The organism is Paraburkholderia hospita, assembly GCF_002902965.1.
In the GTDB taxonomy this organism is placed as follows: domain Bacteria; phylum Pseudomonadota; class Gammaproteobacteria; order Burkholderiales; family Burkholderiaceae; genus Paraburkholderia; species Paraburkholderia hospita.
Window position 1 is genome coordinate 293254 of the sequence record NZ_CP026109.1, and the last position, 22610, is coordinate 315863.

Genomic DNA, 22610 nt, shown 5'->3' on the forward strand with positions numbered 1-22610 from the left:
TTCCGACGACTGTCTTTCCCGATTCGTGCTTTCGCCGTTGGACAGGACCATCCAACCCATGTGTCGATGTGATCCCTAGCTGGCGCGCTGGCCAGCGTCGCGTGGCGGCACCCGTCGCGGCAGGGTCCGCGCCGACGTTAATCGAGGGAGGCATCGCTGACGCCATCAATCGTCTGTTCCAATCGCGGGCGCGGCTGTTTGGCACACCGTATGCTGCGCTCCGGTGTTTTCATCGCGTTGACCGGACCAGATGACTGCCCGCAGCCGTGTTCGACGAGTTCACCCGCGCGTGTATGTAGCGCTGCGTGCGTGCGTCCCGGTGCTTGCGGCGCTGGTCGCACCCGACGTCGCCGCCGCGTCGCAACAGAGCGCGCTTGAGCCAGCAGGCGTGCAGGCCGCACATATCCTGAACCTGTGGAACGTGACGCTGATCGTCTGCGGAACCGTTTTCGCAGCCGCTTCTCGCCACGCTCGTCGCGCTCATCCGCAACCGGCGCAACGATGACTCATCGCCGCCCGCTCCTCCACCCGACGAGCAAACTTCGACGCGCACGCGCAACGCGGTCATCGCGGCGACGGCTGCATCGGGCGTGCTGCTCGTCGGCCTGGTGATCGCCGACGTGATGACGGATCGCGCACTCTCGAAGCTGCCCGTCGAGAACGCTGTGCGTATCGAAGTCACGGGGCAGCAATGGTGGTGGCAAGCAGTCTATTCGCCGGATGCCGGGCAGCCCGGTTTCGCGACGGCAAATGAGTTACACGTGCCCGTCGGCCGGCCTGTCATCGTTGCGCTTAAGGCGGGTGATGTGATCCACACGTTCTGGGTGCCGAATCTGCACGGTAAGAAGGACATGCTGCCGGGCATCCAGACCACCATCGAGTTTCGCGCCGACAAGCCCGGCATATATCGCGGCCAGTGCGCGGAGTTTTGCGGCGCCGAGCATGCGCTAATGGCGATGCTCGTCGTTGCGCAATCGCCCGAGCAATACGCGGCGTGGCGCGGCCAGCAGGCGACATCCGCTTCCGGTCCGTCCGACGCGCTCGAGCAACGCGGACGGCAAATCTTCGAACAGTCGAGTTGCGCCGGATGTCATACGGTGCGTGGAGCCTCCGCACAAGGCACGCTCGGCCCCGACCTCACGCATCTGATGAGCCGCCAGATGATCGCAGCAGGCGCGCTCGCAAACACGCCCGCCGATCTGCTCCGATGGATACGCGATCCGCAAGCGGTTAAACCGGGCACGACGATGCCGGCGGTGCCGCTGGCCGCCGACGATCTGCGTGCCGTCATCGCATGGCTGGGGACATTGCAATGAGTACCGCGGAACCACGAATCGCGATTGATGTGAACCTCAACCTGAAGGACGGACCGGACGCGCCGCAGCACGTAAGGGATGCGCTCGAGCAAACCTGGCGCGACCCGGGCGGCTTTATCGGCATGCTGTCCGCCGTCAATCACAAGACCATCGCGCGCCGCTTCATCGTCACGACATTCGTTTTCTTCCTGCTGGCAGGCCTGCTTGCGCTCGGCATGCGCACCCAGCTCGCCCGCCCGGACAACCGGCTGATCGGACCGGACTTCTACGACCAGCTCTTCACGGTGCACGGTTCGACAATGATGTTCCTGTTCGCCGTGCCCGTCATGCAGGCGGTTGCAGCGTGGCTCGTGCCCCTGATGGTCGGTGCGCGCAGCATCGCGTTTCCGCGCGTCAACGCCTACGCCTATTGGGTGTTTCTGTTCGGCGGCCTGACGTTATACGTCGCGTTCGCACTGGGCGCCGGGCCGCGCGCGGGCTGGTTCAGCTATGTGCCGCTCGCGGGTCCCGACTATTCGACGGGCAAAGGCACGGACATCTGGGCGCAGATGATCACGTTCACGGAGGTCTCCGGGCTGCTTGAGGCCGTGGTGCTGATTGCGACGATCCTCAAGATGCGCGCGCCCGGCATGTCGCTCAACCGCATGCCGCTGTTTGTCTGGGCGACGCTGGTGACACAGTTCATGGTGCTGTTCGCGATGCCCGCCGTGATGCTGGCAAGCACGGCGCTGATCCTTGACCGCCTGGTCGGCACGCAGTTCTACAACCCTGCGCTCGGCGGCGACGTGTTGCTATGGCAGCACCTGTTCTGGTTCTTCGGCCACCCGGAGGTGTACCTGATCTTCATCCCGGCGCTCGGCTTCATGTCGTCGATCATCGCGACGTTCGCGCGCCGTCCGGTATTCGGCTATCCGGCGATGGTGCTCTCGTTGATCGCAACGGCATTCCTTGCGTTCGGGCTCTGGGTTCACCACATGTTCGCAACGTCGGTGCCCGTTCTCGGCAAGAGCTTCTTCACGGCGGCGAGTGTGATGATCGCGATTCCGTCCGGCGTGCAGATTTACTGCTGGCTCGCGACCCTGCTGACGGGCCGGCTGAATATGAAAGCGCCGCTGTACTTCGTGCTGGCGTTTTTCTTCAATCTTGTGCTGGGCGGATTGACGGGCGTGATGCTCGGATCGGTATCGCTCGATCTGCAAGTGCACGATACGTACTTTGTCGTCGCGCACCTGCATTACGTGCTGATCGGCGGCGCCGTGTTTCCTCTGTTCGGCGCGATCTACTACTGGTTTCCGAAAGTGATGGGCCGGATGCTGGACGAACAGCTCGGTCGATGGCACTTCTGGCTCTTCTTTATCGGCTTCAACGTGACGTTCTTTCCGATGCACCTGCTCGGTCTGCGTGGGATGCCGCGCCGCGTTTGGACGTATCCGCACGGCATGGGTTGGGACGCGATGAACCTGGGCGCGACCGTCGGCGCGTACATGATGGCCGCCGGCATGCTGGTCTTCATCTATAACATCGTGCACAGCAGCAGGCGCGGATCGCGCGCGGGCGCCGATCCATGGGGCGGCGGCTCGCTCGAATGGAGCGTGCCGAGCCCGCCGCCGCCTCACAACTTCGACGCGCTGCCCGTCGTCCATGCACAGGAGCCGCTTTGGGCGCCACCGCGCGAGCCGCGCTGGGTGTCGGGACTGACAGCGAGCGCGCGCGAAGTGCTGACGACGACCGCGCTCGACGCGCAGCCCGACACGCGCCCGCTGTTTCCGACGCCGTCCATCTGGCCGTTCCTAAGCGCGATCGCGACCACGGTCTTCTTCATCGGCTCGATCTATACGCCGTCGGCCGTGTGGTGGGGCACCGTGCCCGTCGCGATCGCGATGATCGTCTGGTTCTGGCCGACGCGGCACAACAATGCGATTGCGCGCGCACTGGAACGCTGGCCCGACGATACGGCGAGCAGCGACGCAAAGAAAGTGGCGATGCCGCCCGCGCAACCGTCGACGCTCGACGTGCGCGGCCTGCCGAGCTTCGGCTTTGGTTCACGCAGCCTGATGTGGTGGGCGACTGTGGGACTGATGCTGATCGAGGGCACGGCGTTCGCGCTCGCCATCGCGATGTACTTCTATCTGCGCGCCGTCAACGCCGTGTGGCCGATGCATGCGCCGCCGCCAACGCTGCTGTGGGGCTCGCTAAATACGGCGGTGCTGATCGCGAGCATGGTGCCCAACGAACTCGCGCGGCGAGCGGCGAACAAGGGCAATCGCGAAGGCGCACGCCTGTGGCTTGTGATTTGCCTTGCGTTCGCGCTGATCTTTCTGGTGTTGCGCGGTTTCGAGTTCGCCGCGCTGAACGTGATGTGGTACGCGAACGCGTATGGATCGATTGTGTGGCTGCTGCTTGGTCTTCATACGACCCACCTGATCACCGACACCGTCGATACGGCCGTCCTTGCCGCGCTACTCTACATCGGCCCATACGAGGGTAAGCGGCTGGTCGACACGAGCGAGAACGCGGTCTACTGGTATTTCGTCGTGTTGAGCTGGCTGCCGATCTATCTGGTGATCTATTTTGTGCCACGGATGTCGCCATGATCCGGACTTCTTTTGCCGCGTGGCTCGGTCTGGTCGTCGCGCCGTTTGTCGTGCTCGGTGCGCAGAGCCTCAACTATGCGCTGGTGCAGGTGGCGTGCGCACAGCGAAGCACGCTGGCGCTCGATCTCGTCAGTGCGGTCGCATTTCTGTTTTCGGTGGCGACGACGGTGCTTGCTTACACGCGATGGCGTCTCGTATCGCACGTACGCGATGCCGACGCTGCGCCGGATACCGCGCAGGCCGCTTTCTTCGCGCTGATGGCGATGCTGGTCGCCGCGCTGTCGGCGTTGATCCAACTGATGATGTGGTTCCCGCAATGGTTGCTCTCGCCCTGTCGCTGAACCCAGCGCGCATGCGAATCGGACGCGTTGTCGCGGCGGCGTGCGTCGCGTTGCTCACGCCCGGAATTACGATGGCACACGTGCTGTTCGCGTCGAGCGCGGCTGTGCCTTCGTTCGGATGGACGGGCGAGCCGTGGGTGCTTGCGCTGATGATCGCGAGCGTCGTTGCGTACGGGATCGGCTATTGGCGTCTGCGCAGACGCGGCTCTGCGCACGCGCGCAGCACCCGCGTACGCGCGATCCATCTCGCCGCGTTTGCCAGCGGCTGGCTAGGGCTCGCGCTCGCACTTTTCTCGCCACTCGATCCTCTCGGCGCAGCGCTTTTCTCCGCGCATATGGTGCAGCATGAATCGATGATGCTGATTGCCGCACCGTTGCTGGTGATGGGCCGGCCGCTCGGCGTATGGATATGGGCGCTACCGAAGCGTGCGCGGTTGCGGCTTGGACGGCTAGTCAGGACGCACCCGTTTTCCCGGTGCTGGTACGCGCTGACCTTGCCGCTCGTCGCCTGGCTGCTGCATGCGGCGGCGCTATGGGCGTGGCATGCACCTGCGTTGTTCCAGGCGGCGCTGCGGCATCAATGGGTGCATTCGCTACAGCACGCGAGCTTTCTGCTGACGGCCTTGCTTTTCTGGTGGACAGTGGCAGGCCACGGCGCGCGGCAACGGACGGACGGCCACGCCATGCTGTCGCTATTTACGACGATGGTGCACACGGGCGCGCTCGGCGCGCTGATCACGCTCGCGCCCGGCCTCTGGTATCCGCTCTACGTCGAACCGTGCAGCGCGCTGGGCGTCGATCCGCTGCATGATCAGCAGTTGGGCGGGCTCATTATGTGGGTGCCGGCGGCAACGGCATACCTCATTGGCGGACTGGCGATTGCCACGCGCTGGCTGACGCGCCGCAGCGCGCCGTTGCTCACGACGCGGCATGCGGTGATCGTGCCGCGGGATGGTACGCGATGAAGCTTCGCTGCACGCCGCCCATCCGTTGGCTCATAGTGTGCGCGTTGTCGGGCGGCTGCATGCTCGCCCTGCTGCTCATTCCACCGACACCCGATGAAGCCGCCGTCGCCGCTCCTGCGCAGGCGCCGCTGGCGGATAACGCAACGCTCGCGCGCGGCGAATACGTCGCGAAGGCGGGCGATTGCGCAGGCTGCCATACGGCGGCCCAGCGCGGCGCACCGCTCGCCGGCGGACTAGGGCTCGCTTCGCCGTTCGGCACGATCATGTCAAGCAACATCACACCCGACAAACAATTCGGCGTTGGCCAGTACAGCTACGAGGATTTCGCGCGCGCGATGCGCGAGGGCGTCGCGCGGGGCGGCAAGCGCTTGTATCCGGCGATGCCGTATGCGTCGTTTGCCAAAGTATCGGACGACGATATGCGGGCGCTCTACGACTACATCATGCATCGCGTCGCGCCCGTTGCGAAGCCGACGCCCCCTTCGGACGTGGCGTTTCCGTTCGATCAGCGCTGGGCGTTGCGCTTCTGGCAGCTTGTATTGGTGCCGCGCGGTGTGTACCGGCCGCGTGAAGACCGTGACGCGCAATGGAATCGCGGTGCGTATCTGGTGCAGTCGCTCGGCCATTGCGGCGCTTGCCACACGCCGCGCGGTGAAGCGTTCCAGGAGCGCGGCTACGACGAATCCTCGAAGGGTTATCTCACGGGCGGCGTCAACGATCACTGGTTCGCGCCGAACCTCACAGGCGATAAGGGATCCGGCCTCGGCCGGATGAGCGCCGCTGGCATCGCGTCGTTCGTGAAGACGGGGCACGCTGGCGGCCTGATCGCCTACGGCAGTATGGTCGAGCAGATCGAAGACAGCTCTCAATACCTCACCGACGGGGATGCACAGGCAATCGCGCGCTATCTGAAGTCGCTGCCCGCACAAAAGCCATCCGGGACTTACACGCCGAACGCCGTTCCGGCGCGCGCATCCGTCAATGGCAACCGCGTGCCCGATGAACTGTCGCTCGGCTTTAATGTGTATCGCAGTTTTTGCGCGCGCTGTCATCGCGATGTGAAGTCGGTCGGAACTCGTGGACGCCAACGGTTAAGCAGCGATCTTGTTCAAGTAGAAACGCTGCGTGAACGCGGCGGGAGACAGGTAGTCAAGCCGCGCTTGTGTCCGCTGCCGGTTATAAAAGATCTCGATGTATTCCGTGATCTCTTGCTGCGCCTGCTGCCGAGTGGCGAACCGTCGATGATAGACCAGCTCGCTCTTCAGCGTCCCCCAAAATGATTCGATCGGTGCATTATCAAAACAGTTTCCTCGTCTGCTCATCGATGCTTGCATGCCGAACTGGCTAACAAGGTTCTGGTACGCGTGCGCACAATATTGACTGCCGCGGTCGGTGTGGTGAATCAGGCCAGGCGATGGTCGGTGCGACGCGACCGCCCGAAACAGCGCCTGCATCACCAAATGCTTGGTCATACGCTCGTTCATCGCATAGCCGACCAGCTCTCCGCTGAACAGGTCCTTGAGCCCGGCCAGGTACAGCCAGCCCTCGTCGGTTGCGATGTACGTAATGTCTCCACACCACGCCTGGTTCGGCGCGCTCACCGAGAAATTCTGATTCAGTTGGTTCGGCGCGACTGGCAGGTCGTGCTTCGAATTGGTTGTCGCTTTGAACTTGCGCTTCTGCTTGCAACGCAATCCAAGCTTCTTGCGCAATCGCTTGATGCGATGCACGCCAACCTGCACACCATGTTCTGTCAAATCTTTCTGCAGTCGTTCAGCGCCGAATGTCTCCCGCGTGCGCTGGTGCGCGGCGAGGATTTCTGCTTCCAGACGGGGTTCCTGTTGCGTACGGGACGAGGGTGGCCGTTTGAGCCATGCATAGTAGCCGCTGGTCGACACACCCAGCAGCCGACACATCGGCGGCACCGGGTAGTCCCGTCGCATCTGCTCAATCACGCCGTACTTCACCGCGACTCCTTCGCGAAGTAGGCCGCAAACTTTTTTAACAGATCGCGCTCCATCTTCACTTCCGCCAGCTCCCGTTTGACGCGGTTCAGTTCCATCTCCAGGTCAGTCAGTGGTTTTTGCCCTTGCCCAACCGTCTTCAGCTTGCCCGCTTTCGCGGCGCGCACCCAGTTCGCCAGCGACTTCATCGGGATCGACAACCGGCGTGCCGCTTCCGACACGCCGACGCCTTCCGTCAGCGCGAGCTTGACTGCCTCTTCGCGAAATTCCTTCGTGTAGACCGCTTTCGGGATCCGATTCATCAATGCCTCCGTTCCTCTATTTTACGAAACGTTGGCATCCACTTTTTTCAGCCGGCCTCAATGACGGTATGGGCGTTCCCAACGCCTTTCCTTCGCTGGCAGGCAACCCTTCTGTGCTGACGGAACATACGACGTCGCTGATCAGGCTGCTTGTCGAAGGCGGCAATAGCCCGACGACGCTCACGGGGCCGCCGCGCCAGTCGATGCCCGGCTTCGTCGGGACGCTGGCCGATGTGCAGATTGCCCAGGTGCTGACATATATCCGCGGTGCGTGGGGCAACAATGCGCAACCGGTCACCGCCAACGATGTAAGCACGCTGCGCAGCGAACTGCACAAGTGAGAGAGGGGAGCCATGAACGTGGCACGACAGGTGGTGTCTTTTCTCAGCTCGCGCGGCCTCAAGCTCGCGACAGCCGAATCGTGCACGGCGGGGCAGATCGCATCCTATCTCGCCGAAGTTCCGGGAAGCGGGGCGTGCCTCGACGTAGGCTTCGTTACGTATTCCCCGTCGGGCAAGGCGGGCTTCCTCGGCGTGCAGCACGCGACCATGCAGGCACATGGCCTGACGAGCGAAGCCGTCGCCCGCGAGATGGCGGAAGGCGCATTGCAGCAGGAGGCGAGTTGCGCCGATGTTGCCGTAGCCAACACGGGTGTTGCCGACGCATTGCCATCGGACGGACCGCCGCCCGGTACACAATGCTTCGCGTGGGCGTACCGCGTGCGCGATGGTCACATCGTCACGTTTACAGAAACCCGACGCTTCACCGGCAGCCGCAACGAAATCCGTCATCACGCTGCGCGTTACGCGTTGTCCCGCATCGAGCATTACTTCAACACCTTGGGCTCGCGGCGCTGACCGGGCGTTGCAGCAAGCTGCGAGGCACGGCGGATGCTTGCATCGTCTCCAGGCAATTCATGGAGCGCATGATGAGCACCATCCATAAAAAGTCAGATGCGTATCAGCACGCAAGCGGAGGCTGGGGTTCCGTCAAGGCTGTGGCAAGCGCCCTTGCGCACGAGCATGCGCCCGTCGCGACGAGCCGCGTGCTGGTTCATCAGAACAAGCCCGACGGTTTCATATGCGTGAGTTGCTCGTGGGCCAAACCTGCCCACCCGCATCCGTTCGAGTTCTGCGAAAGCGGCGCCAAGGCGACCGCATGGGACCTGACGTCGCGCCGCGTCGATCCGGAATTTTTCGCGGCACATACCGTGAGCGAACTCGAGGCATGGCATGACCACGACCTCGAAGAAGCGGGACGTCTCTGTGCTCCAATGCGCTGGGACGCCGCCACCGACCGGTACGTCGAAACCAGCTGGGAACATGCGTTCGGCGAGATCGGGGGCGAGTTGCGGACACTCGATCCCGATTCCGTCGTGTTCTACACGTCGGGGCGTGCATCGCTCGAAACCTCGTACATGTACCAGCTTCTCGCGCGCATGTACGGCACCAACAACCTGCCCGACAGTTCGAACATGTGTCACGAAAGCACGAGCGTCGGCCTGAAAGAAGCGATTGGCGTCGGCGTCGGGACCATCACGCTCGACGATTTCACCCAGACCGATCTGATGTTCTTCTTCGGCCAGAACGTCGGCACCAACAGTCCGCGCATGCTGCACGACCTGCAGGCGGCGCGCGAGCGCGGCGTGCCGATCATTACGTTCAATCCGATACGCGAGCCGGGGCTGGTCAGCTTCGTGAATCCCCAATCGCCGTTGCAGATGCTCAAGCCGGGCGCTACGCAGATCAGCACGCAGTACCACCAGGTGAAGGCGGGCGGCGACTCCGCCGCGATTGCCGGCATTTGCAAGGCAGTGATCGAAACGGACGACCGCGCGCAGTCGCAAGGGGGCGCACGCATTATCGACGTTGCCTTCATCGCAGAGCACACGACGGGCTTCGACGCGTTTGCCGCGTATGTCCGCAACGTCGGCTGGGAAGAAATCGAACTGGCGAGCGGCCTACCGCGGCAAGCGCTGATGGCCGCCGCCGACGAGTACATGCGAGCCAAGGCCGTCATCGCGCACTTTGGCATGGGGCTCACGCAACATCGTATGGGCGTGCAGAACGTGCGGATGATCGTGAACCTGCTGCTTCTGCGTGGCAACATCGGCAAGCCGGGCGCAGGTCCATCGCCGATACGCGGACATTCGAACGTGCAAGGCCAGCGTACGGTCGGCATCACGGAAAAGCCGTCTCTTGCGCCGCTCGACAAGCTCGCCGAGCAATACCATTTCGAGCCGCCACGCCATGAGGGCATGGCGACTGTGGATGCGTGCAAGGGTGTGATCGACGGTCGCGTGCGGGCGGTGATGCAGCTTGGCGGCAACCTCGTCAGGTCGGTTCCGGACCGTTACGCGATCGAACCGGCATGGCGCAAGCTACGCCTGACCGTGCACGTCGCGACCAAACTCAACCGGAGTCATCTCGTGCATGGCGAGGTGTCCTATCTGCTGCCGTGCCTGAGCCGTATCGAGATCGACGCGCGCCTCGGCAAGCCGCAGGCGGTTTCGATGGAGGACAGCACGGGATGCATGCACGGTTCGCGCGGTGTCGCGTTGCCTGCAAGCGACCGTCTGCTGCCGGAACAGGCCATCGTGGCGGGCATCGCGATGGCGACGCTCGATAAATCGTCGGTCGACTGGGAAGCATGGAGCAACGACTATACGTTGATCCGCGATGCGATCGCTCAAACCTACCCCGACATCTTTCACGACTTCAACGCGCGGCTATGGACGCCCGGCGGCTTTCACCGCCCGCTGCCGGCGCGCGACCGGAAGTGGCAAACGAAGAGCGGTAGAGCGGAGTTTCTGGTACCCGAGACATTGAACGAAGACCCCGACATGCCGGAGCGCAGTCCCACCGATTTACGTCTGTTCACGTTGCGCAGCGACAGCCAGTTCAACACGACGATCTATCGGCTTGACGACCGCTTTCGCGGCATCAGCGGCACGCGGATGGTCGTATTGATGAATCCCGCGGACATCACGCGTCAAGGGCTCGAAGCGGGCATGTCGATATCACTCGAAGCCGTATCGCCCGATGGAGTGAAGCGACAGGTAGATGGTTTCAGGGTCGTGAGTTTCGATCTGCCTGAAGGCTGCCTCGGCGGTTACTACCCCGAATGCAATCCGCTAATTCCGCTGTCGCACCACGCGAAGGAGAGCAAGGTGCCTGCAGCGAAGTCGGTGCCTGTGCGGATCGTGCGTGAACGGCATGTGAAACTCGCTTGAGAGAGACCAAAGCAGACGGCCGGGTGGCCGCCTGCTTTCGTGGCTATTGCGCCTGCCGGTGTCTCGCCGGACGGCTGGCCGCCGCCAGTTCCCTGCAACACCTGCGCTGGCACGGGCGATCCTGCGTCGCCGGCTTAAGCGTTGTCTCATTGGGTTACATGCAGGTTCCGTCGAGTCCGGCTATGCGCGTCAATACGCCAGCAGTATTCCCGCACGGTCCCGCGCGGCGACTGGAATCGTGCAGCCGAAGGCTGCTGCTTGAACGCGCCAGCCCTTGGGGCACCCGTCGGTCGTCGACAGCGGTCGTACGCACCTGTTGCCGCGCTGGGGCTTAACGTCGCGTCGCGGTATCAGATACGGGAACGCGCAGTGGCGTGTCGTTGTCGTCGCGAGAAGGCGTCCCGTTTAGCGCGGCGACTACCTCTGCGCCCAGCAGGAAAACCGCAGCGCAAAAGTACAGCCACATCATCAACACCGCAAGCGAGCCGGCCGCGCCGAATGAGCCCGCGGTGCCTGCATGTGCCAGATAAAAGCCGAACAGATGGCGCCCCACCGTAAAAAGTACCGCCGCAACAAGCCCTCCGATCATCGCGGGCCGAACCGCGACGTGAGTGTCGGGCAGCCACTTGATGAGTGCGCCCAGTCCAACCGTCAGTATCACAAGGCCGAACAGCGTCTGTGCTACCTCGGCGAAAACGGTTAGCGCCATGCTGCCAAAGAGTGCGTTTCCTACTGTCTGAACTGCGGCGTCGAGGACGAGCGAAACGACGAGCAGGAATGCAAGACCCATCACGAGACCGAGCGAAACGAGCCGCGCTCGCAACAGCAGTGCGACGCCTGCGAGTCCTTTCGGCGAACTGGTCCGGAACACGACGTCGAGGGCCGTGTTGAGCGACGAGAAGGTTGCCGAGGCGCCGACGGCAAGCAGCACGACGGATATCAGCGCCGCGATGCCGCCGCTGCCCGAGTAGTGCGCATGTTCGACGATCGACTGTATCGCGCTTGCCGCGTCCGCGCCGAGAATACCTTTGATCTGGTTGAACAGTTTTCCCTGCGCGGCGTCGCGTCCGAAGAACCAGCCAATGATCGCCAGCACGATCAGAAGCGTCGGCGCGAGTGAGAATGCGGAGTAGAAGGCGACGCCGGCCCCCAGCGTCGTACACCGGTCGCTGGAGAACCGGCTCGCGACCTCTTTCACAAACGCGACAATGCCGCGGCCGCCGCGTGGCGAAGGTCGGGAATGACGCAATGACTTTAGAACGTTGGTCGGTTGCATGGCGGACGTCCTGAGCGCGTCGATGAAGACGTTCGACATTCAGCAATGGCTGTGCCCTGCATATCGGATTACCCATGCGACGCGTCGAAGTTCCGAGCCGTCGCCCGTTCGGTCACCCTCCTGCGCGTTCGCGCTGCAACACTGGCTCGGGGTGCCCGATCTGCGTGCCCGACGCACGTGAAACCGGATACGTTTCTCCAGGCCCGCTTCGAGCGACGTCACAGGCATCCATTATCGGGCTGCCGATGCCACGGGTCGTCGATCGGTAGCGGACGAAACCCGATTTCCGACTTCGAGGCCCGTAATCTCGCCGATCTGTTGCGCGATCTGCAGCATCGACACTTCATGCGGATTGCCGAGATTGACGGGACCGTCTGGATATTTCCGCAGGTTCATCAGCCGGATGAACGCGTCGATCATACCGTCGACGTAACAGAATGGGCGCATCTGGGAGCCATCGCCATACACTGTCAACGGTTCGCCGTTACGCGCTTGCATCACGAAGTTCGACACGATCCGCCCATCGGCGGGATGCATGCGTGGCCCATAGTATTGAAAAGACGCGTGATGCGGATGTCGAGTCCATGCTGACGGCGATAGTCCATGAACAGCGTCTCGGCGCAGCGTTTGCCTTCGTCGTAGCAGGAGCGTGGGTCAATGGGATTCATGTGTCCCCAGTAGTCCTCCGTCTGCTGATGCACGCGCGCGTCGCCATACACCTCGCTCGTCGCGAAGTTCGCGCAGTCGAACAGATGCGCGATATTGTCCTTCGTGCCCGTGTAGAAGTCGACGTCGTATTCACCGATAATGCGATGCCCAGCGGGATCAACGGGAATGGAACTAGCGCGTCTGCACAGGATGATTATCCGCAGATCAAGATCGTGCTGACGTCGGGGGACGTCTGCCCGCTGCATTGCGCAGTGAGCTTGGCTCGCTGCATGACTTCGCATTCGTCCACGCGCCGCACCGGTTGGCCGATCTCGCAAGGCGCTGCGCGCCAGATAGCGTTTGCCACTTCGACAGATCGGCGCAGTGAGTTCGTTAGCCGGAAAACTGCGCTGGCTGATGCGGGACGCCGTGCCCGGCTTCAACGGCCTTGACGAACCGGGCGAGAAAGGTGCGCGTGGTTCCGTCAGGAAACAGCACAGCCACCTGGTCTGTCGTCGCGAACGTCACCTGGCCCGTCCCGTACTTGCGCACCCGCACGCACTGGCCGCGCGTAAAACCGTGTCGCCGGTCGCGCGTGCCGGATGCGGCATTCATCATCCCGTCTTGAGCCGGCGCTATTGCCTTCACGGGCTCCCGGAATGGTTCGACGTGCGGCGGATTCCGGCAGTTGTCGCATGTGCCGCACCGATCGACCTCGCCGGCATAGCCGAAATGCTCGAGAATGGTGTGCCAGCGGCAACCGCCCGTTTGCGCATAGTCGATCATTTGTTGAAGTGCCTCGCGATCGCGCTTCGCCAGTTCGTCGTACCGTTGCAGCGCTGCGGCAAACGCATCGCTGCCCGGCATGCCGTCGCGGCACAGATAGCGGCGCGCGCGATTGCGACGCACAAGCCCTGCGTCGAGCAGAATTTTCAACGCGACCAGGAGTTTGTTGCGCCCGATGTCCGCGAGTGTGCGCGCGAGTTCGTCCGTGCTGATGCCCGGCGCGGTCGCGTTGTCGTGCTTGCCCAGCGCCTCGCGCACGCGCTCGACGAGTTCGCGCTCCGGATAGCGGCCAAGCTGCAGGAACTGCTGGACACGCCTGTCGTTCAGATCGAACAGCAGGATGCAATCCGCAGCTTCGCGGTCGCGACCCGCGCGCCCGGTCTCCTGATAGTACGCGTCGATACTGCCCGGCATCTGGTCATGCACGACGAAACGTATGTCGGCCTTGTCGATGCCCATGCCGAACGCGTTGGTCGCGATCATCACACGCACGTCGCCGCGCATGAAGCGGTCCTGTGCATCATGCCGCTCGCGGGAACCGATTCGGCCGTGATAAAGGGCAGCCGGCACGCCCCATTCGCGGACCGCTGTCGCCAGCCGTTCCGCTTCGCGTACCGTCGCCGTGTAGATGATCCCGGCATCGCTGCGCGACTCGAGCAACGCGCGAACCGCGGCGAGCTTCGCCTGCGCGGAACGCGTGGATGCACGTCCTGTCGCGCCCGCCACCGACACCTGCATGACGCTGTACCGCAGATTCGGCCGATAGACGCCTGTGTGCAGCACGTGCGGCTCGCGCATGCCGAGCGTGCGCACGATATCGTCGACGACAGCCGTCGTCGCCGTAGCTGTGAGCGCGAGGACGGGCGGACCTCCAAGGCTGCGCACCGCATCGGCGATCTGCAGGAAGGCCGGCCTGAAGTCATGTCCCCACTGCGCAATGCAGTGAGCTTCGTCGACAACAATCAGACTCACGCGTGGCTGCGCGCACGGGCCGCGATGCCCGTGAAGCGCTTCCAGCAGTGTCGGTTTGGCGAGTTGCTCGGGTGTCACGAACACAATCGCGCGCGCTGCGGTGTTCAGCTTTTCATACGTCTGCCGTTCCTCGGCGGCGCTCAGTGTGCTGTTGATCTGCATCGCCTCCACGTCAGCGGCGAGCAGCTTGTCGCGTTGATCCTTTATCAATGCGATCAATGGCGATACGACGAGGGTCAGGCCGCTCAGATGCATGGCGGGCAGCTGGTAGCACAGCGATTTGCCAGCGCCCGTCGGCATGATGGCGAGCGTGTCGCGTCCCTGCATCACGCTGTCGATAATCTCGCGTTGTCCCGGACGCAGCGATTCGAAACCGAACACCTCGCGTAGCGTCCGGTGCATGGCCTTCGTGCTCGTTTCTGTTGAAGCTGGCATCGGTGCTTCCTTCACGGGTGTCGCCGTCGGCGCTCTGACATCCGGTGCAAGCAATGGGCATTCCGTCTGGCTGGCTACGCGTTCTCGTGGTGTCCACGGAAGGCTACGCAGGCGGCGAACGACAGAAGCAGCACGCCGCGCACCCAGCGGGCCGGGCGCTTGCTAGATACATGACACAACCGTGCAAGCCGGCACGCCGGACGCGCGGCGATTTCATGGGAGAAAGCAATGACCGGGACCACATATGCAGCGCCGCCTTTCCCGCCGCAACAGCAAGACGCTGTGCCGGGCCGTACCGCGCCGATGATTCCGCAGCCCGATCATGGCGAAGAGAGTTATGTCGGACACAACCGGCTCGCAGGCAAGGCGGCGATCATCACGGGCGGTGACAGCGGCATTGGACGCGCCGTGGCGATTGCCTTCGCCCGCGAAGGGGCGGACGTGCTGATCTCCTATCTGAACGAGCATGATGACGCACAGGAGACGCAGCGCTGGGTCGAAAAGGCGGGTCGCCGTGCGGTGCTGATGCCGGGTGACATCAGGGACACCACGCAATGCAGCGGGATCGTCGAGCGCGCAATGGCGGAATTCGGACGGATCGACATCGTCGTCAATAACGCGGCCTATCAGATGACCTACGATTCGCTCGACGAGATCACCGATGAAGAATGGAACAAGACATTCGATACGAACATCGGCGCGATGTTCAGGATCGTGCGCTCTGCCGTCAAGCATATGAGACCGGGCGGCTCGATCATCAACACGACATCAATCAATGCGGACAAGCCCAATCCCGGTTTACTCGCGTATGCAACAACAAAAGGTGCAATCCAGAACTTTACAGGTGGTCTTGCGCAAATGCTTGCCAAACAGGGTATTCGCGTCAACTGCGTCGCGCCCGGACCTATCTGGACGCCCCTGATCCCGTCCACGATGCCGACAGAGAAAGTCGAAAACTTCGGCAAGCAGGTACCGATGGAGCGGCCGGGGCAGCCCGTCGAAGTCGCACCTGCTTATGTGATGCTCGCGACAGACGAGGCCAGTTATGTGTCGGGCGCGACGATTGCCGTGACGGGCGGCGCACCGATTCTCTAGGCGGGGCGAGGCGCGGCCTGGCGGCGTGCTGAACGGCCTTCACCCCCATGCGAAATTCAAGGTCTATTTCCTGATCCGACGAATAGACACAACCATCTGGGGCGCGGACATGGAAAGCCAACATTCAGGGCGACGGGTACCGAATGGTGTGGTACATGGACAGGTAAGACTTCTCACGCTGCTCGTGGCTTTACATTTAGTCGTGTTTTCTGAGTCACGAACGTGGTTGTCGCCTGCACAGTCAGTAGGTGTTATGCGACGATGGCACGTCGCCGATTCCACCGTGCTCGATGTCCTTCAACGCGTTAGCATTTCGAGTCGGGCGTTACCCATTGCGGTCCGTTTGGCGGAGTGTCACGGCTGTTTGCTGGACCCAGTTCGCATGCGTGCGGTATTTGATAGTCGGGGATCTATCGATGCGGATGCGGTTCTATACCGGATCATCCGGCGTGCGTGCGAAGCAGCGCTGCTGCGCGACTGACCTTGAGGAACGCGATGTTTGTCGGCGCGTCACCAACCGTACCGACGCTGGCCACGTCACTGTCGATCGTGCTGATCCATCGCGCCCCTGCATGGGTGTGTGTTTGCTCACCAGCACTTGAGTCATTTGTGGTAGCGGCCGAGAAAGAAGTTTTCGGTTCCACAGCAAACAGATTTCTGCCGCACTCACTACGAACGGATGTATTCGAGGCCGCGAGGCAAATACTGCGTAACCGTGATCTCAATGATGTGGAGTTGGCCGGCCTCGAGCGCAATGGACGGGGGCGGTCTCATTTGGAAAAGCTGCGGGCAGCTTGACGTCGCTTCGTTACGCTGTCAGGCGGTTCCCGCAACGATCCGTTTTCTCCTTGTCGCCAGCACCGGCCCTAAGGCAACGGGTCGCGCGCGCCGTCGCGTCGCCGCAGTGACGACACCGACTGGCGAACTCGATGCAACGTTGTCCGGCACGCTGCGACCTCGCGCGATATGTGTCGGCACAGCGGTTGCTGCATCGTTGAGCCGGGTGGACTTTCATACCCCTATGACGGCCGCGCGCTGCTACGCATCAGGAGGACCCAGATGTCATTCCAATCCTATCTTCCTTACCGCCACTGCACCGTCGATGTCTGCGTGACGCCCGCGAAAACATACGCGCTCGGCGGCCCATATCGGCGGTACCGTGTAACCTGGACCGTTTCTTCGCCTGGCCGAACTGGAAATCAGGTGATCAGTTTCCCCGAGCAGTTCGATTTCCTTTCCGAACAGGAAGCCTTTCGCTACGGAGAGAAGCGGGCGCACACGTTTATTGATTCCGTTCTTTCGACACCGTCGCAAGAGCACGGCTTAAGCGACGGATTACTTCAAGGATGACGTCCTCGACGGTCTTGTGCATTCGCCGGGTGGCGCCTGCGGCTGCGCCGAGGCATCCTCCGTTACGGGCTTGAGGTTGCTGTCAACGACACCCGAATCCGCGCATTACCGCATGGGCAGCAAGTGCATGGTTCAGGCCGCCTGGACACGCCACAGCGCGTTCATCGCATCAGTTCGCTTAACGAGTTCCGATCCGTCCGCAAGACTCCGTTTGCGCAAGCCGCCAGACGGTTGATGTCGGTCGAGGCATCCGGAGTGCAGAGCGCGGTGTCGATGGCCACGGTAGCGACGACGAGAATCTCCATCGCTGCCAGCGGCAGCGACAGCTTAAACAGTTCCGGCACGCGGGGAAATGTCTTCATCGATGCAATCCTCAAGCAGTGCAGCTTCTGCGATGCCAGTAACTCATTGAGCTTGAGGTGCACGGCGACCGAGTCCTTGTTCTGGCGTTGCTGGATGAGGAACACCATGAGGAAGGTGATAACGGTCGTCCCGGTGTTCACGACGAGCTGCCAGTTTTCGGAAAAGTGGAAAACGGGTCCGCAAACCAGCCAGATCACAATGGACATGGATGCAAGCCCAAAGGACACTTTTCTGTTCGTGCCTCATCGCATCCGTTGGACTCTGCCTGGTGGCGCTGTCCGCGCGAACGAAAGTCCACGGCAGTGCGCGCACCGCGAGCTTGAGGAAGAGACTTCGCTGGTCGCAGCGTCGTCAGCAGATCTGTGGCAGTTCGTCGGCTTCAACAGGCGCCATCACGTATTCATCGTAGAGATAGCAGACAGTGCAGACCCGCAGCCTCGAAACGAAATGCGGAGTTGCAGATGGTTCGTTCCAACGCGACATCGAAACACTATTTGTAAGTGTGCTGACGAGGCCAACTCCGGAACTGGTGTCGGGGCGTCGTGGCCAAGCCTGGCAGTGGACGACTCAAGGACCATGGAAAGCTGGATCACACGATGAGCATCGGCGATGGGAATGACGGGCAGCCGGCCGGTGTCTTCGCCGCTGTGCGGCCAGAGGGCGCTTCTCTGGCCGTGTGCAGGAAGGCGAAGGTTGCACAACCTGATTGGAAAAGTAACGCGAAGCGACTGCAAACCCTGGCGTTGTGCAGCAGGCGCACGCGATGCTGGCTTTGCATACACGCGCTCCTATGCGGTGTGCTATCAACCCAGGAGGAAGAATGGCAATGACGCGCGAAGAATTCGAGCAAAAGATCGGAACCATATTGCGCGATCACGGTACCGGCGTGACGGCTGATCTGACCGACGAACTGCTCGCTTACTGGAACGGCCATGCGGTCGCCTACGTACTGATTTGCGCGGCGCCGCCGGACACCTGCTATGAAGAATTTGCCATGGACGACGCGCAGTGGAGAAACTGGCGATCGTGGCTTGAGGCATGGATAGAGGCGCCGATGTTTAGCGTGCGCCCTGAAGTGCACAACTGGCTGTCGGAAGAACCGCCTGCCGACGCTGGAGAGTAGAAGTGGGACACTGGGGCTCGGCCGATCATCGCGTGCGCCCGCTCCCGCCGCGGCACCCGGGGACATACCTGCCCTCATCGAGCCGCAACTGGTGACGCTGGTTGCGCATCATCCGTCTACCGGCGACTGGTCGTATGAGACCAAGTTCGACGGCTATCTGGTGATGGTGCGAATCGAGAACGCGGGGGTCAATTTGATCGCCGGAACGGCCACGACTGGACATCACGGATGTCACGTCTGAGGCGCGCGTTGGCGGCGATCCCGGTCAGTGTTGCGTCGCACTACGCCGAAGCGGTTGTGCTCGACCCAACAGGAAAGCCCGACTTCGGCGCGCTGCAAAACGCCTTCGATCGACGCAGCACGGCTGACATCGTCCTGTTCGTCTTCCATCTGCCATGGATTAATGGAAAGGACATCCACGGGCAGCCGCTGCACGCCGGGCGTGCATCGCTCATTGACCTGATGGAAAGCATGAAGAGCCCCCTTCTCAGATACCCGGATGACTTTGCTGAGGATCATGCCTCGCTGCTGGTCGGCCTGCAAGATGAAGCTGGAAGGTATCATCGGCAAGCGCGTGGACATGCCATACTGCTCGGTCGTTCGGATGACTGGATCAAGCTCGAATGCAATCTTCGGCAGAAATTCGTGGTGGGCGGGGGCACGCGCGTCACTAGCCTGGCCGGTCGTCGATCTCTGGAGCAAGGACGTGAAGCAATGCGTGGGTGATCCACGCCTCCGCCCCGAGTTTCGCCAAGATCAGGTCCGCTTGCTCCTGGTCGAGGGGCTCGAAGCTGATCGTGATGCGCTCAAACTCTCCGTGTCGCAAACAGCCCGTACAGGCGCCCCGCATATTCGCGCCCGCGGCCGTCAACAGCCGCCACAGCGCGATCACATGCATCTCGCCGCACGGCGTTTGGACCGTGACACCGCCCACACGTCCACTGCTCTGCAGATAACGGATCATCGTCATCACCCGCAAGCTTCTCATGCCGATGGATGAAGTGTAACGCCGGGCCGGCTGCCTGTTAAGTGAGCCGGCGCGCTAAGCTTCGGGTGTGCGGAAATCCCGCCCGGAGCCCTTCGTGACGCGCGTGCGCATGTAACGCTTCAGCGCGGGCGTCGCGCTGCAACCATGCGCGAATGCCGATATGACAATGGTGGCGAGAATCGCAGGCGCGAGAGGACGGAGGGCGCTGCGGCTGTGCTCGAGAGCAAACAGGAGATAATAGACCGCACCGATTCCGCGAATGCCCATCCATGTCGTCAGGATCCGCTGCTGGCGGTCGAAGGTCGACCCGCAGAGCGAAAGTGCGGTTCCAATCGACCGGGCGACCAAAAGCAGGAACAGCACTGGCCAGATCGCATGCCAGTCGAGCAGTTCTCGCCAGTGGGCGGAAATGACGTTGCCGACCGGAAGCATCAGTCCGAATTCGACGATACGCTCAATTTCCACCGCGATCGCCATCATCGACTGCCATGTACGCGTGTGGCAGTTCGGGACTGGTGGCGGGCCTCCTGTTTGTGGCTGCGCTCGACATCAGCGAGCGCCTCCGACGGCATCTGCTTGCCGCTTGCGTCCAGTTCTTCATGGCGCAGCGCGACGCCAGCGGCGAACACGGCAACGAAGGCGTATGTGTGCGCAAGCAACGCGGCGCCATAGCAAAGCCCCATCAGGCCAGTCGCGGGACGATCGCTGCCCAGGCTCGGCCAGCCGCACAGAGCGAGGCCGATCAACGCAACGGGATAGGCCGACCCGTCGTTGCACCTACCTTCGCCGGACAGCGCGAAGCGCAGGGGTTCGTCATCGCCGGCTTCCCTGACGCGAAGTTAATTCGCAAGCACGGGCGGTAGGTGCGAGCGCTGCCGCCAGTACGAGCGCTGGCCCAAGGGCGAGGCCGCCCCCGAGAAGGCCGGCTCCAGCAACGAGGGCGACGGTTGCAAGCATCGCGGGCAAGCAGAGGCGTAGTGGAAGTCGCCACAATGGATCACGTAGCGGCAGATGCAGGTGCATGCCGATCGCCATCAACGAGACGACAAGGCCCGTTTGACCCACAACTCTTAGCGTGCGTACATCGCTGTCGAGCGAGACGGCAGCAGGTTCGTGCACGCCCTGTCCAATCAGGAAGCCCCATCGCGCCGCTGAGTGGCAGGCGGGCGACAAGTCCGCGGCCCAAGCGCCATCGCTACGAGCAGCGCGTCAACGAGGAAGAACCCGAGCGCTTCCATCAGCATCTCCGAGAAGGGACGACTGTCGTCGGGCTGACCGTCCTTCGCCCGCAGTGGCACGACGTGCGCAAACGTCAGCGCGCCATACATCCCGGTGCGGCGGGACGTTACAGGCGGGGGGGTTACATCAAGGAGCAGGCGACAGCAGCGCTCCAGATCAGCAGTTGCATGTACAGCAGGGAAGTGTTTAAGCGTCTCACGATGGCGCTCCGGGTGGCTTGACGATGAGAAAAGCAATCGCCATACCACAGTGGCTTAGACGGTGCCGCCCATTACGTGGCATGCATTATTGGCAATCCAAAGTAAAAATTCGCAGCGTGATGTGCCGGACTACTTCCCGCACGACACGTGGCACGGCGCATGCGAAACCAGTCGCGCAGGTTGAAGCCTTGCGTTCCTGCGCGCAATCACGCCAGAGCCACCGCTCTGAGACCGGTTCGATGGCATCCCGCACCTCCTGCGTTCGTCTTCGGTCCGCACAGCCAGTCAAGTCCAGTCATTCCAGATGCGAAGTTCTTCCGCCCACCATGGGTGTGAAGCGCGTCGCGAGAGGTCCCGTCACATCTATTGGAGAAAACCATGTTCGTTCACAACAAACGACTGCAATACACCGTACGCGTCGCGGCGCCCAACCCGGGGCTCGCCAACCTGCTGCTCGAACAGTTCGGTGGGCCGCAAGGCGAACTGGCGGCGGCGTGCCGGTATTTTACGCAGGCGGTAAGCGAGGAGGATCCGGGCCGACGCGACATGCTGTTCGACATTGCGACGGAAGAACTCAGCCATCTGGAAATCATTGGTTCGATTGTCGCGATGCTCAACAAGGGCGCGAAAGGCCAGCTTGCCGAAGGCGTCGAACAGGAAGCCGAACTTTACCGATCACTTACCAGCGGCGGCAATGATTCGCACGTTACGGCGTTGCTGTATGGCGGCGGCCCAGCGCTGACCAACTCCGCGGGAGTTCCGTGGACTGCCGCCTACATCGACACGATCGGCGAGCCGACGGCCGACCTGCGATCGAACATCGCGGCAGAAGCGCGCGCAAAAATCGTCTACGAACGGTTGATTAACGTGACCGACGATCCGGGTATTCAGGAAGCGCTCGGGTTCCTGATGACCCGCGAGATCGCGCATCAGAAATCGTTCGAGAAAGCCCTGCATTCGATCCAGCCAAACTTTCCACAAGGAAAGTTGCCGGGCGTGCCGGAGTTCACCAACGTCTACTACAACATGTCCGACGGCGGTGATGCGCCACGTGGGCCGTGGAATCAGGGCCCGGGCTGGGAGTTCGTGGAGAGGCCCGAGCCGGCGGTCGACGGCGGCGATGGGCTTGCCAGCGTTCAGGTATCCCCTGAACAGGTCGAGTTGTTAAGCGCGATGGCTTCGCGCACCGCCTCTGCGGCTGACAGCGATCCTGTCACTGGCGCCGATCTCGGCGCGAACCAGGAGGCGGCAGTACAGAAATAAGGATTAAACGCGGTTCGCTGCGGACGGTTACCGCAGCGAACCGCTTCTGTGCTGGCATCCCCGTGCGGCAACAGCGCCGAAATGCGCGGACCGCCTCCGCGGCTCCACGCAGCCAGCCAATGCGGATCTCTGAAAGGCGTGTCCGGTGACTGTCTGGA

The 22610-nt window shown here is 62.3% G+C and carries 17 protein-coding genes and 5 pseudogenes; 13 read left to right on the top strand and 9 right to left on the bottom strand.

What is annotated here, in order from left to right; all coding sequences use genetic code 11:
- Window positions 1-250: 250 nt before the first annotated feature.
- The 5 genes and pseudogenes from coxB to C2L64_RS50225 all read left to right on the top strand — a co-directional run.
- Window positions 251-1316 (top strand): annotated as a pseudogene (gene coxB / locus C2L64_RS50205) (cytochrome c oxidase subunit II).
- Window positions 1313-3910 (top strand): cytochrome c oxidase subunit I, encoded by a 2598-nt coding sequence (ctaD, locus tag C2L64_RS50210; RefSeq protein ID WP_086917302.1) that lies wholly within the window; start codon window positions 1313-1315, stop codon window positions 3908-3910. Before coxB ends, ctaD begins: the two are co-directional and overlap by 4 nt.
- Entirely contained in the window at window positions 3907-4251 is a 345-nt protein-coding gene (locus C2L64_RS50215) for a hypothetical protein (RefSeq protein ID WP_007579949.1), read from the top strand. Before ctaD ends, C2L64_RS50215 begins: the two co-directional genes overlap by 4 nt.
- The gene (locus C2L64_RS50220) at window positions 4227-5216 is read left to right on the top strand and encodes a cytochrome c oxidase assembly protein (RefSeq protein ID WP_086917303.1); all 990 of its coding nucleotides are present in this window, start codon (window positions 4227-4229) and stop codon (window positions 5214-5216) included. Before C2L64_RS50215 ends, C2L64_RS50220 begins: the two co-directional genes overlap by 25 nt.
- Window positions 5213-6271: pseudogene (locus C2L64_RS50225) on the top strand (cytochrome c); the annotation flags it as partial. The gene C2L64_RS50220 and the pseudogene C2L64_RS50225, both read left to right, overlap by 4 nt.
- A 36-nt stretch (window positions 6272-6307) precedes the next feature.
- Here the strand turns inward: C2L64_RS50225 and C2L64_RS50230 are convergent.
- Window positions 6308-7482 (bottom strand): IS3 family transposase gene (locus C2L64_RS50230; protein WP_090839379.1). Its coding sequence is split into 2 segments (ribosomal slippage): window positions 6308-7209 and window positions 7209-7482, totalling 1176 coding nucleotides; the frame shifts between segments, so codons are not numbered across the junction.
- Window positions 7483-7544: 62 nt separating this feature from the next.
- Here C2L64_RS50230 and C2L64_RS50235 point away from each other — a divergent pair.
- The 3 genes and pseudogenes from C2L64_RS50235 to C2L64_RS50245 all read left to right on the top strand — a co-directional run.
- Window positions 7545-7823: pseudogene (locus C2L64_RS50235) on the top strand (c-type cytochrome); the annotation flags it as partial.
- Window positions 7824-7835: 12 nt separating this feature from the next.
- The gene (locus C2L64_RS50240) at window positions 7836-8339 is read left to right on the top strand and encodes a CinA family protein (protein ID WP_086917305.1); all 504 of its coding nucleotides are present in this window, start codon (window positions 7836-7838) and stop codon (window positions 8337-8339) included.
- A 71-nt stretch (window positions 8340-8410) separates the two neighbouring features.
- Complete coding sequence (locus C2L64_RS50245) at window positions 8411-10714, top strand: FdhF/YdeP family oxidoreductase (RefSeq protein ID WP_086917306.1); 2304 nt, start codon at window positions 8411-8413, stop codon at window positions 10712-10714.
- Window positions 10715-11045: 331 nt separating this feature from the next.
- Here the strand turns inward: C2L64_RS50245 and C2L64_RS50250 are convergent, their stop codons facing one another.
- The 3 genes and pseudogenes from C2L64_RS50250 to C2L64_RS50260 form a co-directional block, all read right to left on the bottom strand.
- Window positions 11046-11990, bottom strand: a complete 945-nt coding sequence (locus tag C2L64_RS50250; RefSeq protein ID WP_242684258.1) for a YihY/virulence factor BrkB family protein — start codon at window positions 11988-11990, stop codon at window positions 11046-11048.
- 39 nt (window positions 11991-12029) lie between these two features.
- Window positions 12030-12826 (bottom strand): annotated as a pseudogene (locus C2L64_RS50255) (NAD-dependent epimerase/dehydratase family protein).
- A 205-nt stretch (window positions 12827-13031) separates the two neighbouring features.
- Window positions 13032-14831: a RecQ family ATP-dependent DNA helicase gene (locus C2L64_RS50260; protein WP_086917307.1), complete on the bottom strand. Its 1800-nt coding sequence runs from the start codon at window positions 14829-14831 to the stop codon at window positions 13032-13034.
- 228 nt (window positions 14832-15059) lie between these two features.
- Between C2L64_RS50260 and C2L64_RS50265 the strand changes: the two genes are divergently transcribed.
- On the top strand, window positions 15060-15926 hold the full coding sequence (locus tag C2L64_RS50265; protein WP_086909388.1) for an SDR family oxidoreductase: 867 nt from the start codon (window positions 15060-15062) through the stop codon (window positions 15924-15926).
- Between the two features lie 1059 nt (window positions 15927-16985).
- Window positions 16986-17276 carry a hypothetical protein gene (locus C2L64_RS50275; protein WP_081498905.1) on the top strand — a complete coding sequence of 97 codons (291 nt, stop codon included), beginning with the start codon at window positions 16986-16988 and terminating at the stop codon, window positions 17274-17276.
- A 386-nt stretch (window positions 17277-17662) separates the two neighbouring features.
- Here the strand turns inward: C2L64_RS50275 and C2L64_RS55580 are convergent.
- Window positions 17663-17866: pseudogene (locus tag C2L64_RS55580) on the bottom strand (low affinity iron permease family protein); the annotation flags it as partial.
- On the opposite strand from C2L64_RS55580, the gene C2L64_RS56525 reads away from it, so the two are divergent.
- Window positions 17844-18239, top strand: coding sequence for an NUDIX domain-containing protein (locus tag C2L64_RS56525; protein WP_407671994.1), 396 nt, complete (start codon window positions 17844-17846; stop codon window positions 18237-18239). The pseudogene C2L64_RS55580 and the gene C2L64_RS56525 sit on opposite strands and share 23 nt — an antisense overlap.
- A 220-nt stretch (window positions 18240-18459) precedes the next feature.
- Entirely contained in the window at window positions 18460-18762 is a 303-nt protein-coding gene (locus C2L64_RS50290; protein ID WP_236674439.1) for a hypothetical protein, read from the top strand.
- Between the two features lie 231 nt (window positions 18763-18993).
- Here the strand turns inward: C2L64_RS50290 and C2L64_RS50295 are convergent, their stop codons facing one another.
- The 4 genes from C2L64_RS50295 to C2L64_RS55590 all read right to left on the bottom strand — a co-directional run bounded on the left by C2L64_RS50295 (window position 18994) and on the right by C2L64_RS55590 (window position 20496).
- Window positions 18994-19344, bottom strand: coding sequence for a hypothetical protein (locus tag C2L64_RS50295; protein WP_133062224.1), 351 nt, complete (start codon window positions 19342-19344; stop codon window positions 18994-18996).
- Window positions 19345-19432: 88 nt separating this feature from the next.
- Window positions 19433-19732, bottom strand: coding sequence for a hypothetical protein (locus C2L64_RS50300; RefSeq protein WP_086917319.1), 300 nt, complete (start codon window positions 19730-19732; stop codon window positions 19433-19435).
- A gap of 72 nt (window positions 19733-19804) precedes the next feature.
- A complete protein-coding gene (locus C2L64_RS55585) occupies window positions 19805-20230 on the bottom strand; it encodes a cation:proton antiporter (RefSeq protein WP_242684259.1) in 426 nt (141 codons plus the stop codon).
- Window positions 20227-20496: a hypothetical protein gene (locus tag C2L64_RS55590; protein ID WP_242684260.1), complete on the bottom strand. Its 270-nt coding sequence runs from the start codon at window positions 20494-20496 to the stop codon at window positions 20227-20229. The genes C2L64_RS55585 and C2L64_RS55590 overlap by 4 nt, the downstream gene beginning before the upstream one ends.
- Before the next feature lie 1071 nt (window positions 20497-21567).
- Between C2L64_RS55590 and C2L64_RS50310 the strand changes: the two genes are divergently transcribed.
- Complete coding sequence (locus C2L64_RS50310) at window positions 21568-22452, top strand: manganese catalase family protein (RefSeq protein ID WP_086908530.1); 885 nt, start codon at window positions 21568-21570, stop codon at window positions 22450-22452.
- Window positions 22453-22610: the final 158 nt, after the last annotated feature.

Excerpts from the sequence above, each read along its gene's own strand:
- ctaD (WP_086917302.1), top strand. The coding sequence starts at position 1,313 with ATGAGTACCGCGGAACCACGAATCGCGATTGATGTGAACCTCAACCTG.
- C2L64_RS50215 (WP_007579949.1), top strand. The coding sequence starts at position 3,907 with ATGATCCGGACTTCTTTTGCCGCGTGGCTCGGTCTGGTCGTCGCGCCG.
- C2L64_RS50220 (WP_086917303.1), top strand. The coding sequence starts at position 4,227 with ATGGTTGCTCTCGCCCTGTCGCTGAACCCAGCGCGCATGCGAATCGGA.
- C2L64_RS50240 (WP_086917305.1), top strand. The coding sequence starts at position 7,836 with ATGAACGTGGCACGACAGGTGGTGTCTTTTCTCAGCTCGCGCGGCCTC.
- C2L64_RS50245 (WP_086917306.1), top strand. The coding sequence starts at position 8,411 with ATGAGCACCATCCATAAAAAGTCAGATGCGTATCAGCACGCAAGCGGA.
- C2L64_RS50250 (WP_242684258.1), bottom strand. The coding sequence starts at position 11,990 with ATGCAACCGACCAACGTTCTAAAGTCATTGCGTCATTCCCGACCTTCG.
- C2L64_RS50260 (WP_086917307.1), bottom strand. The coding sequence starts at position 14,831 with ATGCCAGCTTCAACAGAAACGAGCACGAAGGCCATGCACCGGACGCTA.
- C2L64_RS50265 (WP_086909388.1), top strand. The coding sequence starts at position 15,060 with ATGACCGGGACCACATATGCAGCGCCGCCTTTCCCGCCGCAACAGCAA.
- C2L64_RS50275 (WP_081498905.1), top strand. The coding sequence starts at position 16,986 with ATGTCATTCCAATCCTATCTTCCTTACCGCCACTGCACCGTCGATGTC.
- C2L64_RS56525 (WP_407671994.1), top strand. The coding sequence starts at position 17,844 with ATGGATGCAAGCCCAAAGGACACTTTTCTGTTCGTGCCTCATCGCATC.
- C2L64_RS50290 (WP_236674439.1), top strand. The coding sequence starts at position 18,460 with ATGGCAATGACGCGCGAAGAATTCGAGCAAAAGATCGGAACCATATTG.
- C2L64_RS50295 (WP_133062224.1), bottom strand. The coding sequence starts at position 19,344 with ATGTCCACGCGCTTGCCGATGATACCTTCCAGCTTCATCTTGCAGGCC.
- C2L64_RS50300 (WP_086917319.1), bottom strand. The coding sequence starts at position 19,732 with ATGACGATGATCCGTTATCTGCAGAGCAGTGGACGTGTGGGCGGTGTC.
- C2L64_RS55585 (WP_242684259.1), bottom strand. The coding sequence starts at position 20,230 with ATGATGGCGATCGCGGTGGAAATTGAGCGTATCGTCGAATTCGGACTG.
- C2L64_RS50310 (WP_086908530.1), top strand. The coding sequence starts at position 21,568 with ATGTTCGTTCACAACAAACGACTGCAATACACCGTACGCGTCGCGGCG.